We start from the raw sequence: 17,456 nt of genomic DNA, 5'->3' as shown, positions 1-17,456 counted from the left end.
CTACATCATCCACTCCTGTTGCATAATAATAAATTCAGTCCCCAGTTTAATGATCATATCCATAATGCGGAGTATCATATGCTGGAGTTCCAATGGTAAATGTATAGAAAAAGTTTACGTGACTGCCAGCGTTTAAGCCATTCACTGTGTACTCCCAAGTACCGCCATTGTTAGAAGTCGCAACATTAAGTTGGACCCCATTATCCACAGTATAATGTAAGTCTACAAAGTTAGATCCAGCATTTGGTGTAAACTTAAACAGTGCACTTGTTGAGTTTAAGCTTTGTATTTCAATTGTATAATTATCTGTAACAATAATCGTATTTCCAGATGGAGCGTCCGTTGTTACTGTTACTGTATTACTTGATGCTGATTCATTTCCTGCAGCATCCAAAGCTATCACAGTGTAATTATACGAGGTTGAAGAAGAAAGTCCTGTATCTTGGAATGAAGTTGAAGATGTTGAACCTACTTCTGATCCATCCCGATATACCTTATATCCTGTAACTCCAACATTATCCGTTGATGCAGACCAAGATAGATCTACTGTTGTATCTGATTGACCCGTTGAGTTTAATGATGGTGTTGTAGGAGGTGTTGTGTCTGGCTGACCCCCACCTCCAAAACCAAATGTAAATTGATAATGAGGTGAATTATATGCTGGCATACCAATGGTATAAGTGTACCAGAAGTCAATAACATCTCCTTGATTCAGCCCTGTAATAGAATACTCCCATACCCCACCATTATTAACTGTCCCTACATTGATTTGTCCACCATTGTTCACTTTATAATGCAAATCAACAAAACTGGATGTTCCTGATGTTGGAGTGAATTTAAATAAAGCTGTATTAGCGTTTGTTTCCACCATTTCAATTGTGTAATCGTTCTCAACAATGACGTTTCCAGATCCAGCATTACTAGTTGTTGCTTGAACAGCACTACTAGCAGTAGAGGAGTTTCCTGCTGCATCCTTTGCAATAACTGTATAACTATATGTCGTATTGGCTGTTAAACCATTATCAGTATAACTCGTTGTAGATGATGTTCCTGCTAAGCTGCCATCTCGATATACTTCATAACCTATTACTCCTTCATTATCTGTGGATGCACTCCAAGATAAACTGACACTATCTGATGTTGTACCTGTGACTACTACATTTCCTGGTTGACTTGGAGGGGTCTGATCATTTGATTGATCTGTTGTACCTTGAACAGCACTACTTGCAGTAGAGGAGTTTCCAGCTCCGTCCTTTGCAATCACTGTATAACTATATGTCGTATTGGCTGTTAAACCATTATCAGTATAACTTGTAGTGACTGATGTTCCTACTAAGCTGCCATCTCGATACACATCGTATCCTGTTACACCAACATTATCTGTTGAAGCATTCCAAGATAAACTTATACTGCTTGAAGTGGTTGTGGTAACGATAACATTCGTTGGTTGACTTGGAGGTGTAGTATCAGCTTGCCCATTGCCAATATTAAAGCTATTTGGTTGAACAACGATGGAAGTCCCATCTGAGAAGTTTACGGTTTTCACACTATTAGACATATTATAAGCAATATACGTCATTGTACTTCCTTTTTTAAACACAGCGTACAAAGGATAATCTGCTGTTATAGAAGTATCTACTGTACCAATTGCATTTAAATTATGAATCCAATGATAAGTATTGGCTTTAGAATTCCCTGCTTCTGGAGTAAAGACATTCGCTCTGGCATTGTATTGACTTAATGCATCGGCTGGGTCTTCTATCGCTCGATACATCCAAATGAGATCTTCCCAAGCATCCCAATTTGTTCCCCCGTTTTCATTAATCAACGCATTGTAGTTCAATTCTGTATAGGCCGGGAATTGCGTTAAATATAAAGATCCAGATTGGAATGGGAGCCAGTTGATGCCATGGATTTCTTCAGGGTTCCCAGTCCACCAAACACCATCACCAACGGTTTTTCCTCCCCATAACATACTCGCTGTCTCTCGATTAAAGCCAGCATGATGATTTTGACCTGTCACATCAAACCAGTATTCATTAATCGCATTCATTTCCGTTGTATAGAGGTAAATCCCTAAATCACGGAGTGCCGTATCACCTGTAGCTTCACCCCATAAAATCATTCCTGTCCAAGCGTTCATGCCCTCCGAAGAAGATTCGTTATTATTACCATCTCCAAAGTTGGCATTACCCGAAGCCCAAGAATGTCCCGCGTAAATATCAAAATTTCTTAAGAAAGGAAACATGTTATCGTTCCGATCATCACTTGCGATATCACGAATTAATAAATCTACCATACCTCCCCAATTGGATGTTGATGACCAGTTTGAATCCAACCTTGCAATTTCTGCAGCAGAACGAATAAAATAACCGTAATGAAAATGATGATCGTTTAAATCCGTTACAGATCCATAACTATCTGGATAACCAAACATTGTACCCCAATTATCGTTATAATAAAACACTTCTGTACTGCCTAAATTTCCACCAGGTTCACTAGCTTTAAACCAATCTTCTAATCTATCTTTAATCTCATTTCTAAACTTATTTGCTGCGGTAGTATCCCCTACTTGATCTGCTATCGTCGCTAAGGTAGTGATTTTACCTAAGCGTTTTCCTACCCAATACGTATCTATAAGACCAGAATATACTTCATCTTCAGCCTCATTTACATATCCAGCTAAAACAGACATATCATAGGTTCCTAAATCAGGAATAGCAGGTATCACTCCAGTAAACGTCATATTCGTTTGGAATGAGTTCCCTTCTGCCACCTTCATCATGCCACGAACTGAATCATAAGTATAACTTAATAATGATTTTGAAGTATTTTTCCATTGATGAGGATATAGAGCAAAGATCGTACCTGTTTGAGACCCTTGTTTTTGAACTGTAGTATATGTGTAAGTTGTTGTTACCTGACTCGTATTTTCATTGTAAGACCAAGATACCAATGTATCTGTAACATGAGAATACGCGTACTGAGTAAATTTATTTAGTGTTGATACTGAATTGTCTGGAAGCGCGGCAATAGAGAAGTAATCGTTTCCATTTAAATTATTGGTCAATGTAGAACTTCCGATCCCTGACCAAGTAGATCCTGAAGGTCCAAATAAAGCATAGTGTCTATTATTGATCGTAATCCCTAAGACAGGGCTGTTAGTATTTCCAGACCATACTGATGGAGTTCCAGGAAACGTTAATCTAGGGTTTCCACCTGAGTAAGTAAAATAAACATACGGAGATCCATGACCATAAGTTACTTTCATCGTATTGGAACCACTTGCAAATAAATTAGTGACAAACCAATCACTGTAACTATCTACTTTGGTATCTGGGAACGCACCAACATTACTATGTCCAACTGTAAAATCATTCCCATCTGTTTCTCCCATCCAGCCTTTGATAAAACCATTTAAACCTTCAATTTCTGGGGATGGGTTAAAAATTCTTAGACCATTTGATTGATTCCATACAGCTAATGGATGCGGGTATTGTCTTTCGGAGTAAGCTTGAAAAGCAGTCGAGCTCCACCAGTCGTTTGTTGGCATTGGTCCCGTAACATTCGAAGTTTTATATATCGCTGATTGTATGTTCGTTGCACCTGGAGGTAGGACTTCAGAATAACTCCCCTGACCTACATTCACTTCACCATTAAAACCTAAAGATGTTAATGGAAAAACAACAAAAATAAGGGATAATGACAATAAAATCATACTTAACTTTTTCAAATGTATACCTCCCAAAAAATTTGATTTTAACCACTTTAATTGAAATCGATTTCAAAATAGTGTTAAAACTTTATTCACCTCTTTCTTTTCAAATTCTTAGTAGGTTTCTCAATAACTAAAGTAATCGCAATTGCTTAAATTGAAATCGCTTACAACATGTTTTTATTTATAGTATACAGTAACTTATAGTGGCTGTATATGAAAAATATGATAAAAAATTGAAATATATTGAAAATAAAATCAGGAATTGTTCACGGTATTTTTATAAATAAGCTGATCAGATTTAGTAGACTTCTCTCTGAAAGATATGACCGCAATCAATAATAAAAACAAAACAATGGCGACGATGTGAAAAAAGCTGATTGAACTAAAGTATTGTATTACAATGCCACCAAAATAAGGTCCTGCTAAGCTGCCTACACTATACGCTACACCACATAACAAGTTCCCTGCTGGCAATAAATTTTTAGGCAATAAATCAGTCATATAACTAATCCCTAGTGAAAATGTTGAGCCAACAACCATTCCTGCGATAAACAAACAAATCGTTAGAGCCAATAATGAATGCTCTAGTAAACTAGCAAATAAAAAGCTAATCATCCCTAGTAGTAAAATCGTAATTAGTACATTTCTTCTACCAACTTTGTCGCTTATCATACCTAAGGGAAGCTGAAAAACAATCGCACCCAAAGCAAATGCAAAAAGCAGAAGTGATATATTTTCTATATTAAATCCAATACGTAGTCCATACACTGGAAAACTCCCATTTAACGAAGCCTCTAAAAAGCCGTATCCAAGAGGAGGTAGAATTGCTACCCAACCATACTTCCATGCTTTTGAAAATCGATTCATCATTTCTCTAAATGAATCAGAATCATTCGTTTTCTCTGGAAATTCATTTTTTAATATAAAAATCAGCATCCAAGTTATAAAACATAATAATGAAGACAGCATAAATGGTAATGCCTCACTGAATTGAACAAGAGGTGTCATTAAAGGTCCTACTGCTAATCCAACTCCAAAGGATAGTCCATATATCGAGATATTCCGTCCACGTTTATTTGCTTCTGATGTTGTAGTAATCCACGTTTGTGTTGAAAAATGAAGAGCATGATCTCCAATGCCGATGATGAATCGCAGCAAAAACCAAAACCAAAATGTTTTCCATAACGGAAATAACATCAAGGATATAATAATCAACAAACCTCCAAAAATAATAATCGGTTTGTATCCATATTTCCTTAATTGAGGTTCCATAAATGGTGTAATAAATAAAATTCCAATATATAAAGCTGCTGCGTTCAGTCCATTAATAGAAGAAGAAACACCATCATTTTCAAAAATTATTGCTATTAAAGGAAGTAGTAATCCTTGATTAAATCCTGATATGGCTACAATGCCAATGAGTATCCAAAATCGAAAGTTCATAAGTTTGCCCTCGTTATTATTCATGAATAGAATGGTCAATATATAACTGTTCACCTCTAGTAACGTTCCCTTTTCCTTGTGTAAAATCAACCATATTTGCTATGAACTGCTCAGCTTCAGCAGCAAGTGGCAAACATACAAGCGTTACTTTATCTGTAAATAAAATATCCCTTATCATCATATCACGATTACGTAATTCATTCTCAACTTTTCCATGCCAAGTATAATCCACCTCTATGTTAACTTCTTGATGAAGCTTGTTGTAAATAGGTTGTGACGCTTTAATTCCAACAACTGCTCCTTCTGTATAAGCTCGAATAAGACCTCCAGCTCCAAGCATAACTCCACCATAATATCTTGTAACAACAACCGCAATATTTTTCAAATCTTGATTCTTAATTACTTCCAAAATGGGTTTACCTGCAGTTCCACTTGGCTCTCCATCATCCGACTGTTTCTGAAATTGATCTCTTTCTCCAACCATATATGCAAAGCAGTTATGCGTAGCAGCAGAATGTTTTTTTCGAATTTTAGCTATAAACTCAAGCGCTTCTTCCTCAGATGTTACGGGTGTTGCATGACCGATAAACCTAGATTTTTTGATGACAACCTCATCTGATCCTGATTGTTTCAATGTTTTATATAAATCTAATTCCATCTGCATTACCTCCATTCCATCAAAAAGCAGTCCACAACAGTGAACCGCTTCATAAATTTAAGACATTAATTAAATAACTTCATCAAACCTTTATTCAGTTAAGCGGGATTCCAATTCTTCTTTTTCTTTTTCAAATCCTGGTTTTCCTAATAGAGCAAACATATTCTTCTTGTATGCTTCTACTCCAGGCTGATCAAATGGATTTACTCCCATTAAATATCCGCTAATACCGCACGCTTTTTCAAAGAAGTAAGCTAAGTAACCAAACCAATAAGGAGAGATTTCAGGAATTGTTATGATTAAGTTAGGTACCCCACCATCTGTATGTGCTAACATCGTACCTTGAAACGCCTTTTTGTTTACAAAGTCCATAGTTTTCCCAGTTAAAAAGTTTAATCCATCTAAGTTGTCTTTATCTGAAGTGATTTCGATTTCATGAGTCGGTTTCTCAACTTGAATGACGGTTTCAAACAGGTTTCTAGTTCCTTCTTGTATAAATTGCCCCATAGAATGTAAATCAGCAGAGAAATCTACGGATGCAGGATAGATCCCTTTATGATCTTTCCCCTCGCTTTCTCCATATAACTGCTTCCACCATTCAGAAACATAATGTAGGGAAGGCTCATAATTCACCAAAATTTCAATTGCCTTACCTTTACGATATAAAGCATTTCTAACCGCTGCATACTGATAGCTTACATTTTCTTTCAGAACTGGATTGCTAAATTCCTTCTGTGCATCAGCAGCACCTTTCATCATATCTTCTATATTAATGCCCGCCGTTGCTATTGGTAATAATCCCACTGCCGTTAAAACGGAATATCTCCCACCAACATCATCAGGAATGACAAAGGTTTCATAACCTTCTTCCGCAGATAACTTTTTCAGAGCTCCTTTTTCCTTATCAGTTGTTGCATAAATGCGTTTTCGCGCTTCCTCTTTACCATATTTATTTTCTAATACTTCACGAAAAATACGGAAAGCAATTGCCGGTTCCGTTGTAGTTCCTGATTTAGAAATCACATTGACTGAAAAATCACGATCTCCGATAAGCTCCAATAAATGTGTTATATATGTAGAACTAATGTTATTCCCTGCAAAATAAACCTCTGGTGTTTTACGAATGTCCTTTGTCAGGTTGTTATAAAAATGATGTGAGAGCATTTCAATCGCTGCTCTAGCACCTAAATAAGAACCTCCGATACCGATAACTACTAGTACTTCAGAATCTGATTGGATCTTTGCTGCCGCTTTCCCAATCCGCAAGAATTCTTCTTTATCATAATTTGTAGGTAGATCTATCCAACCTAAGTAATCAGATCCTGCTCCCGTTTTTTCATGCAGCTGATTGTGTGCTAATTGAACAGCATTTTCTAAATTATCGACTTCGTGTTGTTGTAAGTATGGTTGAGCATTACTGTAATCAAATTGAAACTTTTTCAAACGATTCTCCTCCTACTCAATCTAATTTTTTTCGTTTTTCTTTTTCTCTTAAGCATACTTTAAATAACGGGTTTATTGCAAGAGTATAAGTATATATATAACATCAACATACGATTAATATTATTTGACTAACCAACTATTCTCTAAAAAACTTAAGTTTTATATTCATTTCCTTTGTCTGAGGATAAATATCTCTATATATTTCATATAATTGTTTATATTTGTTTACATGCTCTTCAATAGGCTGAAAGCTTTTTGAAATTTGGATGAACTGATTTGAGCAATCCTCTAATGTAGCAAACCATTTACAACCTAAAGCTGCTAACATTGCTGCTCCCATGCCTGGTCCTTGCTCATTTTCTAACTTGAATATTACAGTATTAAAAATATCTGCTTGCATCTGAAGCCAGCTATCGTTCTTAGCTCCTCCCCCTATGGATATCATCTTATCGATTTTTTTCCCTGTATTTCTAAATAAAGTAATGGATTCATTTAAAGAGAAAGTAATGCCTTCCATAATAGAACGAACAAAATCCTCTCTCTTATGTGCACTATCCATACCAATAAAACTACCACGGATCACAGCATCTGCATGAGGTGTACGTTCTCCTACTATATAAGGTGTAAACAAAAGTCCGTTAGCTCCTATAGGTACCTGATTTACATTTTCCACCACTTCTTCAAAGCTTTCAGAAGGAGCAAAAGTGTCTTTAAACCAACTTAAGCTGTGTCCTGCTGAGAGAGTAACACCCATCACATAATATGCATCTTCTTTCCCGTGATTAAAAAAGTGAACCTTACCCTCAAAATCTCTGTTGCGATCTTCTTCATAAGATAAAATCACACCAGAAGTTCCAATGCTGCATAATCCTACACCCGGTGTTAAAATTCCTGCGCCAATCGCTCCACAAGCATTATCTGCCCCACCAGCAAAGATTTTCGTCTCCTGTTTTAAACCTGTTTGTTCAGCGATTTCAGACAATAAATTCCCTACAAAAGCATGAGACTCTACTAATGGAGGACATAAATGAATATCTACATTTAACAAGTCACAAATTTCCTTACTCCACTCTTTTTTCACAACATCTAGCAATAACGTTCCAGCTGCATCAGAATAATCTATATGAATTTGCCCCGTTAAACGATACCGCAAATAATCTTTAGGTAATAGGAATACAGCCGTTTTTTCATAAAGCTGAGCTTCGTTTTCTTGTACCCATAAAATTTTAGGCAATGTGAAACCTTCAAGTGCAGGATTTTTGGTAATCTTAAATAACTTTTCCCTAAGTTTAGCTTTAATTAAATCACATTGTTTGGTCGTGCGAGTATCGTTCCAAAGGATCGCATTTCTAATCACTTCATAATTCTCATCTAATAACACCAATCCATGCATTTGCCCTGAAAAACTGATTCCTTCAATATCTTCAGGTTTAACATTCTCTTGATCAACTAATTCCTTTAATGCAAAAATGGTTTGTTTTACCCAATCCTCAGGATTTTGTTCACTATAACCTGACTTTTCATGGATTAACGAATATTCCTTTGAGCTTTCAGCACAAACATCACCATGCTGATTTACTAGTAAAACCTTCACTGCACTTGTACCTAAATCAATACCAATGACATACTTCATCACAATAATCCTCCTAACATATCAACTAGGATAAATTTAAAACTCCCTTTTTAACAAAGGGAGTTACTAATCATCAGTATTTTTCTACTCAACTTCCAATCCTTTTAACAATACTTTTACAACTGTTTCAATATAAGAGCTCCACGTTGGCTCTAAAAATATACCCTCTTCTTTATATTGTTCTTTAAGTAAAAATGCACCTTGCAAGGTCGAAAAATACAATAAGGTTAATGATTTATGATCTATTGAAACTATTTTCCCTAATTTTTTCATTACAAGAAAATAATCATCAAATAACTCTTTAATTTCTAATTCTCTATTTGGCAAAATCCGATTTGTATCTGCTCTTAATAAAAATTTCATAAAATAATAATAATCTTCATTAATTTTTACAAATATTTTTGCTACATTGAGCAAATCTGTCTTTAAATCATAGACGACATCATTTTTTAAATAATTAGATATATTAGGCTGTATAATTGAAACTACACTTAAAACGTTTTCAAGTATTTTATCTTTAGATCCGAAATGACGATAAATTGTTAACTCATTGACACCTACTTTTTTAGCTATCATTTTCACCGTTGTTAGTTGGTAACCTTGTTCTGCGAACAGTTCCAAACTGGCGTTAACTATTCTCTCTTTTGTATTGCTCATTTTATCGCCCCTATTAAAATAATCATACAATGTAAATTATAATTTAGTATGCTAAATTAATCAAAATAAAAATTAAAATGGAATTTATCATAATCCTATTTTTAAAAAATATATTCATTTAAGATTGAGCGAAGTTGCTCTAATCGTCCTGATTTATTCCTAATTTCATTATTTTGCAATGCATATTGTTCTAAAGTGTGGAAATTAGCTTTGCCAGAAACGACATCTAAACCAATGCCACTTTTAAAACTGTCATAACGATTCTCAATTACACCATCCAATACACGATCTTCTAGTAATTTCCCAGCTGACTTAAGTCCTCTTGCAAAACTGTCCATACCTGCAATATGTGCATAAAATAAATCCTCTGGATCAATGGAAGCTCTTCTTACTTTTGCGTCAAAATTCACACCACCTGATCCTAATCCACCATTTTTGAGAATTTCATACATCGCTAAGGTTACAGAATATAAATCTGTAGGAAATTCATCTGTATCCCATCCAAGTAATAAGTCCCCTTGATTGGCATCTATAGAACCAAGCATGCCATTGATACGAGCAACTCTTAATTCATGTTCAAACGTATGACCAGCTAAAGTTGCATGATTAGCTTCGAGGTTTAATTTAAAATAATGGTGTAAATCGTATCTTTGTAAAAAGGCAATTGTAGTAGCCGCATCAAAATCATATTGATGTTTTGTCGGTTCTTTTGGTTTTGGTTCTATTAGAAATTGCCCTGTAAAACCAATCTCCTTCGCATAGTCAATCGCCATATGATAAAACCTTGCTAGATTATCTAACTCAAATTCCATATCTGTATACAATAAAGATTCATATCCTTCACGTCCACCCCAGAAAACATAGTTCTCTGATCCAAGTTGAACTGCTGTTTCAAGACCTTTCTTCACTTGTGCTGCAGCATAAGCATAGACATCTGCATTGTTTGTTGTTGCAGCACCATGAACAAATCTTGGGTTTGTAAACATGTTCGCTGTATTCCATAATAATTTCACTTTGCTAGTTTTCATTTGATCTTGTATTTCATTCACGATTTTATCTAAAATCTCGTTTGTTTCCTTTAAACTATTTCCTTCTGGTGCAATATCTCGATCATGAAAACAGAAATAAGGCATCCCTAATTTTTCGAAAAACTCAAACGCTGCTTCTACTCTTGCCTTTGCCAAACTCACTCCACTTTGAGTATTCCAAGGACGAAGCATCGTTTGAGCACCAAACGAATCTGCTCCTGTTCCTGTAAACGTATGCCAATAGGAACATGCAAATCTTAAATGTTCTTCCATTGTTTTGCCTAACACAATTTCAGTAGCATTATAGTGTTTAAAAGCAAATGGGTTTTTGGAATCTGTTCCTTCAAACTGAATTTTGTCTACGTTATTAAATATACTCATAATCAAAATCCCTCTTTCACAATTTACTGTGACATGTTTAATAGTGCATTAAGATAGATTCTCTTAGATGAACTTAGTTTATATTATTTTACCATTAAGTTGTTACTTTGTATATTGAATAAACAAAGTTGTATATTTTTCTTCCATTTCATGTTAATATTAATAAATATTTAACTTTGAGGTGTTTTATGAAGATTACAGGCGATCAAAATTTAATTAAGAAAATGAACAAAACTATTGTTTTAGATGAAGTTGTCAATCATGAAATGATTTCAAGGGCTGGGATTTCTGAAAAAACAGGATTAAATAAAGGTACTGTTTCCACACTTGTTAATGAACTACTAGAAAACCATTTAGTATATGAAGCAGGGCCTGGAAAATCCAGCGGTGGCAGAAAACCAGTGATGTTATTATTTAATAAACAAGCAGGTTATGCAATTGGAGTTGACCTAGGTGTAAATTATATATTATCTATGATTACAGATTTATCTGGAAACATCATTCTTCAACAAAAAAGCTCTCTTCATTCACTTTCAACAGATGAAGTTATATCTATTCTAATTGAAAGCATTCGTAATTTAATTCAAAAAACCCCAAAAAGTCCTTATGGAATTATAGGAATTGGCATCGGTGTACCAGGGATCGTAAATGATGAAGGGACCATTCTACATGCTCCAAATTTAGGATGGAAGGATGTTAGGCTTAAGCAAATTTTATTTGAAGAGTTTAAAGTACCCATCGTCATTGATAACGAAGCCAATGCAGGTGCATTAGGCGAAAAAGAGTATGGAAAAGGTAAAAACATAAAAAACTTAATATATATTAGTGCTGGGATCGGCATTGGAACTGGGATGATATTAAATAATGAGATTTATCGTGGTTACTCAGGTTATGCAGGTGAACTAGGTCATATGACGATTGAAGCAAGCGGTGAACAATGTAGTTGTGGTAATACGGGTTGTTGGGAATTATATGCTTCGGAAAAAGCTCTATTAAATCAGAATCAATCTTTATCTCATGATGAGCATAAACTCGAACAATATGTTCAGCTAGCTTCTCAAGGAGATCAACAAGTAATTGAAAAATTTAAAAAAGTAGGGGATTATTTAGGCATTGGAGTTTCTAATATTATAAATACTTTTAATCCCGAGTTAATCATTATTGGAGGTCGGTTAAGCACTGCTGAGCCGTGGATAAAGTGTACTACACTATCCACTGTAGAGAAAAGAACTCTAACATACCATTTAAAAAACACAGAAATCATCTTCTCAGATATTGGGACAAAATCTGCAGCATTAGGCGCAGCTTCATTAGTAATTTCTAGTTTCTTTGCAGAACATGAGGAACTAATTTAATCCACCACCATCCAGTTATTAGACTAATTCTACAATTTTAACGCTTCTATATTTTCGCAACAAGATTAATAGAGCGATCTCCATAATGATGCCAACTATAGATGCGATGATGATATACATGAATAAAAAGTCTCTTGTCATATTCATCATGAATGTTTGAAAAAGAATCAATATTAGAGTCACTGATACATAAATAGTAAATGTCTTAGATGTTCTTCTAACTAATGCTTCTAACCCCCATTTGCTTACTATGTCCATCATCAACTGAAAAGTATAATAAACTAAAATTAAGTTTACCAGCTCTAGAAACATGTAATAGATTGACCATTCAAATAAAATCGGGATTTGACCTAAGGTATTGATCACAACATTTTGATAAAACATCGTAGGAAGAGTCACAATACTTAGTAGAATGGCTACATTTTTAACTTTTTGACTAGACGGAACATACACAGGTAACAATTTTACACCTGCATATATAAAATAATATCCTAGTGTGTCAGGAAAGATATCTATAATAATGATATGGATATCAATAAAAGTGAATAAAACTCCCCAGAATATTTTGTTAAATGCTTGGCTCATTTTGATACCTCTCCTTGCTTTGCTTCTATAATTTCATTAATATTCTTTTGACTTAAATGTGGAGAATCGTTAATAAGTACTCGTTCTACAAAAGGTTCCCCATTTTCTGTATCACCTTCAATGCGAATTCCGAATTGAAAATAACTTTTATGATTCGGATTGAAAGCCATTTGCAGTTGCAACCAATCTCCCTTATTTATATTTAAAGGAAACATCTGCTCTTTTGTAGATACACCATCTAATTCATTCCAATCATCTTTTTTTCTTTCATTATCAAACCAAGCAGGAGTATCTCCCCCTGATTTGATACCTTCTAATTGCTTCAATTTTTCTTGATTTAGATCTATCTTAATCTCTACTTCATCTTTAAGTTTTTCTTCAAAAGGAACAGAGATGTTACCTATATTCACCGACTGTAATGCCGTCAAAATAACAAAATCTCTATGCTGGTTGCTACTTCCAACAGCTTGAGTTTTTAATATACTGTTTTCCGATTGTTTAGTGTAAATGTTTACTTTACCTATCTCCGCATTGATATCTGGGTGATCATAAAAGGATACAATCATGTTTTCAATCGACCATATTTCTTCTAAATTTTCAGAAGATGATATGGAGTTATAAGGTATTGAGAAAGTTACAGACTTTAAATAATGATGTCTAAACTCTTGTTCATACTGTTGTGTATTGTTAGACCACATTGAAAAACCACCATATGAAACTGGATATACTTCAATACCATTAATCAAAGCATTTTTGATTCTAAAAGTATCTTGTTTATTAGTTAAATAATAAAATGTTAGGTTGATATCATTGTCATTATAATTCTCAAAGTCATAGTAGTGATTTAAAAAAATAGGTTCTTTAAGTTGTTCTGATTGAAAAAACAAATAATTACCTATGAAACTTAGAAGGCAAATTGCAATACCTATCCCAAAAATACTCTTTTTCAAAATTGTTTCCCCCACTAAACCAGTATATTTTAATATTCTATATGTTTGTAAAATCATTCCCATTTTTTTATCTAGTATATTAATACTTTTCACTACAAATAAAGTTTCTATTTATAAAGAACATTCTCAGATAAACGAGTTAAGCCATCATGGATGACCCTTGATGGCTTAACTCAAACTATTAATTAAATAAACATAATATTTTTTCTTATATAGGATAGCTCCTTAAGTCACAAAATTAGTTACTACTAGATATACAATCCCCTATAATATCACTTTCCTATACAGGGTACACCGGATGTTTACGATTAGTGAACACCATATATTTTGACATATAGGTTTCAAATCGACTTACTAACTCATCACGTAATGAATTTGCAGGAACAATACCATCTATAATCATTTCCGATGCTAATCTATATATGTCTATATCTTCACGATATTCTTCGCGCTTTTTCTCTATAAAAGCAGCTCTTTCTTCCTCTGGCAATTCAGCTATTTTGTTTGCATACACGGCATTTACAGCTGCTTCAGGTCCCATTACAGCAATCTGAGCAGTTGGAAGTGCAAGACAACAATCAGGTTCGAAAGAGGGTCCAGCCATTGCATATAGACCAGCTCCATACGCTTTTCTAACAATGATCGATATCTTTGGAACGGTTGCTTCAGACATTGCAGCAATCAATTTGGCACCATGTCGAATAATTCCTGCTCGTTCAACTTTCGTACCAATCATAAATCCTGGTACATCTGCTAGGAATAAAAGTGGTATATTGAAAGCATCAGCTAATGTAATAAATTTTGCTGCTTTATCAGAAGAGTCGTGAAATAGAACCCCACCTTTTACACTCGGTTGATTTGCAATGATGGCAATAGTTTGCCCATTCATTCGAGCAAACCCAGTAATTAATTCAGAGGCGAATAATTTTTTAATTTCAAAGAAACTGTCCTCATCAATAATTCTATTAATGAGCTCATACATATTAAAAGGAACATTCTGGTTTTTAGGAATAATTTCTTCAAGTGATTTTTCAAATTGCTTTGGTGAAATCGCTTCTTTAACGGATGGCTTATCTGAATAATTTGCGGGAAAGTATGTAATATAATCCCTAGTTAAACTGATTGCCTCTTCTTCAGATTTAGCAAGTATATCTCCAACACCAGAGACAGAGCAGTGCATTCTAGCTCCACCCATTTCTTCTAATGTTGTTTTTTCACCAATAACCATTTCTGCCATTCTAGGAGATCCTAAATACATAGAAGCATTACCTTCCACCATGATGACAATGTCACAAAAAGCTGGAATATACGCACCACCAGCAGCTGATGGGCCAAACATGATACAGATCTGAGGGATCTTCCCTGATAATTTTACTTGATTATAAAAAATCCTCCCTGCTCCACGACGTCCTGGAAACATTTCCACCTGATCAGTAATTCTAGCACCTGCTGAATCCACCAAATAGATAAGCGGTACTTGTAGTTTTTCAGCTGTTTCTTGTATTCTTAGTATCTTCTCTACCGTTCTAGCACCCCATGAACCAGCTTTGACAGTAGAGTCGTTAGCCATAACACAAACGACTTGACCATGAATTTTCCCTACAGCAGTGACAACTCCGTCCGCTGGTAAATCATTTGCCATATTATTCGCAAACAAAGCATCTTCTAGCTCTATACCATCATCAAATAATAATTCTAAACGATGACGAACAAATAGTTTCCCTTGTTTAGCATTTTTCTCATGATATTTGCTCGCTCCACCTTTTTGTATTTGTTCAACTCGTTCTTGCAACTTCTCTTCTAATGACATCTTTCCTACCTCCCTGTGCTTCTTTTTCCATAGCTAGATAAATTTTTATAAGTCGATTTACTCACCTTTATATACAGGCTTTCTTTTTTCCTTAAATGCTTGAAGACCTTCTAATCTGTCTTTTGTAGGAATCGTAATTTCATAAGCGTTCTGCTCAATGGCTAAAGCAGTACTTAATTCAACATCGTAACCTTTGTCTATTGCTCTTTTAGCTTGAGTTAATGCTACTGGTCCATTTTTTACGATCTCCATTGCTACTTCATTTGCTCTATCCATTAAATGCTCTGGCGGAACTACATACTCTACTAAACCTATCTTCTCAGCTTCTATTGAATCCACTTTTCTAGCCGTAAAAATAAGCTCTTTCGCTCGTCCTTTTCCGATCAATCGAGGTAAGCGCTGTGTTCCACCTGCTCCTGGAATAATTCCTAGAGCGGTTTCTGTTAACCCAAATTTTGCATTCTCTGATGCTATTCGAATATCACATGCTAAGGCTAGTTCGGTACCTCCCCCAAGAGCGACGCCATTAACAGCAGCAATAACAGGTTGAGGTAACTCTTCTAAATCATTCATATTTTTTCTTATTAATGCGACCGTTTTACGAACTTGTACAGGGTCCATAGTTGCACGTTCTTTAAGATCAGCACCAGCACAAAATATCTTTTCACCTGCACCCGTTATAATGACACATCGAACAGATCTATCATATTTTATATCCATCATTACTTCTTGAAGTTCATTTAACATCTGAAGAGACAATGAATTTGCTGCTGCTTGGCGATCTAACTTAATAGTTGCAATTCCCTCTTGTGACTTTGAGATCACTACTTGTCTATCCATGTTTATCCTCCTGATCAATCACAGATTATCATATTGCCAATCTTGCTTGTAGATTATGGCTTGGTAACATGCGATCTAGTTTTTCTTGAATAAATTTAGCAGCTAAAAACAGTTTTTCTTGATCTACCCCAGTTTCAATATCCATTCCAGCAAGCATATAAACTAAATCGTCAGTAGCTAAATTTCCTGATGCACCTGGAGCATAAGGACACCCTCCAAGTCCACCAACTGCACCATCATAGTTCGTTATCCCCATTTCTAAAGAAGCTAGAATATTAGCCAAAGCCGTTCCACGTGTATCGTGAAAATGCATTGCTAATTTTTCTGAAGGGAATCGTTGGAGCAACAATTCTAAGAGCTCCTGAACTTGTTTAGGATTAGCCACACCTATTGTATCACCAAGAGAGAGTTCACTAATTCCCATATCAAACAAAGTCTCTGAAACTCTCAAGACTGAATTAACATCTACACTACCCTCGTACGGGCATCCAAACACTGTAGATACATAACCTCTGACCGTTTTTCCAGCAGAAAGTGAATCTTGTACTACCTCTCTTAAAACAGGAAACGTATCTTGCATAGATTTATTGATATTTTTTTGATTATGGGTCTCACTTGCTGACATAAATATAGCAGCTTCATCAATGTTTGCTTCTAAAGCACGCTCAAGTCCCTTTTGATTAGGAACAAGTGCGGCATAAGTAACTCCTTCAACACGGTGGATGCCCTTAGCTACCTCTAAAGCATCTGCTAGAGCAGGAATCCATTTAGGATTAACAAAAGAACTGATCTCAATATATTTAAGCCCTGTTAATGATAATTGATTAATCCAATTGATTTTATCTTCTGTTGTTATAAACGCCTTTTCATTTTGTAATCCATCACGAGGTCCAACTTCTTTTAATGTAACCTTTTCCGGCCATTTCACCATACTAGCCTCCTCCTAAACCTCATA

General features: G+C 35.1%; 13 protein-coding genes. 1 reads left to right on the top strand and 12 read right to left on the bottom strand.

The window, feature by feature from the left end:
- Nucleotides 1-46: 46 nt before the first annotated feature.
- From VQL36_RS03075 to xylA, 7 genes are all read right to left on the bottom strand, one after another.
- Nucleotides 47-3,733, bottom strand: a complete 3,687-nt coding sequence (locus VQL36_RS03075; RefSeq protein WP_349247904.1) for a glycosyl hydrolase — start codon at nucleotides 3,731-3,733, stop codon at nucleotides 47-49.
- A gap of 240 nt (nucleotides 3,734-3,973) precedes the next feature.
- Entirely contained in the window at nucleotides 3,974-5,161 is a 1,188-nt protein-coding gene (locus tag VQL36_RS03070) for an MFS transporter (protein WP_349247903.1), read from the bottom strand.
- Between the two features lie 16 nt (nucleotides 5,162-5,177).
- On the bottom strand, nucleotides 5,178-5,819 hold the full coding sequence (locus VQL36_RS03065; protein ID WP_349247902.1) for a YigZ family protein: 642 nt from the start codon (nucleotides 5,817-5,819) through the stop codon (nucleotides 5,178-5,180).
- Nucleotides 5,820-5,909: 90 nt separating this feature from the next.
- Nucleotides 5,910-7,262 (bottom strand): glucose-6-phosphate isomerase, encoded by a 1,353-nt coding sequence (locus tag VQL36_RS03060; RefSeq protein ID WP_349247901.1) that lies wholly within the window; start codon nucleotides 7,260-7,262, stop codon nucleotides 5,910-5,912.
- Nucleotides 7,263-7,398: 136 nt separating this feature from the next.
- Nucleotides 7,399-8,895 (bottom strand): xylulokinase, encoded by a 1,497-nt coding sequence (xylB, locus tag VQL36_RS03055; protein ID WP_349247900.1) that lies wholly within the window; start codon nucleotides 8,893-8,895, stop codon nucleotides 7,399-7,401.
- An 84-nt stretch (nucleotides 8,896-8,979) separates the two neighbouring features.
- Nucleotides 8,980-9,552 carry a TetR/AcrR family transcriptional regulator gene (locus tag VQL36_RS03050; protein WP_349247899.1) on the bottom strand — a complete coding sequence of 191 codons (573 nt, stop codon included), beginning with the start codon at nucleotides 9,550-9,552 and terminating at the stop codon, nucleotides 8,980-8,982.
- 101 nt (nucleotides 9,553-9,653) lie between these two features.
- The gene (gene xylA / locus VQL36_RS03045) at nucleotides 9,654-10,961 is read right to left on the bottom strand and encodes a xylose isomerase (RefSeq protein ID WP_349247898.1); all 1,308 of its coding nucleotides are present in this window, start codon (nucleotides 10,959-10,961) and stop codon (nucleotides 9,654-9,656) included.
- Between the two features lie 188 nt (nucleotides 10,962-11,149).
- Here xylA and VQL36_RS03040 point away from each other — a divergent pair, with 188 nt between their 5' ends.
- A complete protein-coding gene (locus VQL36_RS03040; protein WP_349247897.1) occupies nucleotides 11,150-12,316 on the top strand; it encodes an ROK family transcriptional regulator in 1,167 nt (388 codons plus the stop codon).
- An 18-nt stretch (nucleotides 12,317-12,334) separates the two neighbouring features.
- Here the strand turns inward: VQL36_RS03040 and VQL36_RS03035 are convergent, their stop codons facing one another.
- From VQL36_RS03035 to VQL36_RS03015, 5 genes are all read right to left on the bottom strand, one after another.
- A complete protein-coding gene (locus VQL36_RS03035) occupies nucleotides 12,335-12,901 on the bottom strand; it encodes a hypothetical protein (protein ID WP_349247896.1) in 567 nt (188 codons plus the stop codon).
- Nucleotides 12,898-13,851 (bottom strand): hypothetical protein, encoded by a 954-nt coding sequence (locus VQL36_RS03030; RefSeq protein WP_349247895.1) that lies wholly within the window; start codon nucleotides 13,849-13,851, stop codon nucleotides 12,898-12,900. Before VQL36_RS03030 ends, VQL36_RS03035 begins: the two co-directional genes overlap by 4 nt.
- Nucleotides 13,852-14,131: 280 nt before the next feature.
- Nucleotides 14,132-15,661, bottom strand: coding sequence for an acyl-CoA carboxylase subunit beta (locus VQL36_RS03025; RefSeq protein WP_349247894.1), 1,530 nt, complete (start codon nucleotides 15,659-15,661; stop codon nucleotides 14,132-14,134).
- Nucleotides 15,662-15,718: 57 nt separating this feature from the next.
- Nucleotides 15,719-16,501, bottom strand: a complete 783-nt coding sequence (locus tag VQL36_RS03020) for an enoyl-CoA hydratase (RefSeq protein WP_349247893.1) — start codon at nucleotides 16,499-16,501, stop codon at nucleotides 15,719-15,721.
- Nucleotides 16,502-16,529: 28 nt separating this feature from the next.
- The gene (locus tag VQL36_RS03015) at nucleotides 16,530-17,432 is read right to left on the bottom strand and encodes a hydroxymethylglutaryl-CoA lyase (RefSeq protein ID WP_349247892.1); all 903 of its coding nucleotides are present in this window, start codon (nucleotides 17,430-17,432) and stop codon (nucleotides 16,530-16,532) included.
- Between the last annotated feature and the right edge of the window lie 24 nt (nucleotides 17,433-17,456).

Source organism: Chengkuizengella sp. SCS-71B, from assembly GCF_040100845.1.
Taxonomy (GTDB): domain Bacteria; phylum Bacillota; class Bacilli; order Paenibacillales; family KCTC-33759; genus Chengkuizengella.
The sequence above is the reverse complement of the archived record's forward strand: the minus strand, read 5'-3'. Positions and strand labels throughout refer to the sequence as shown.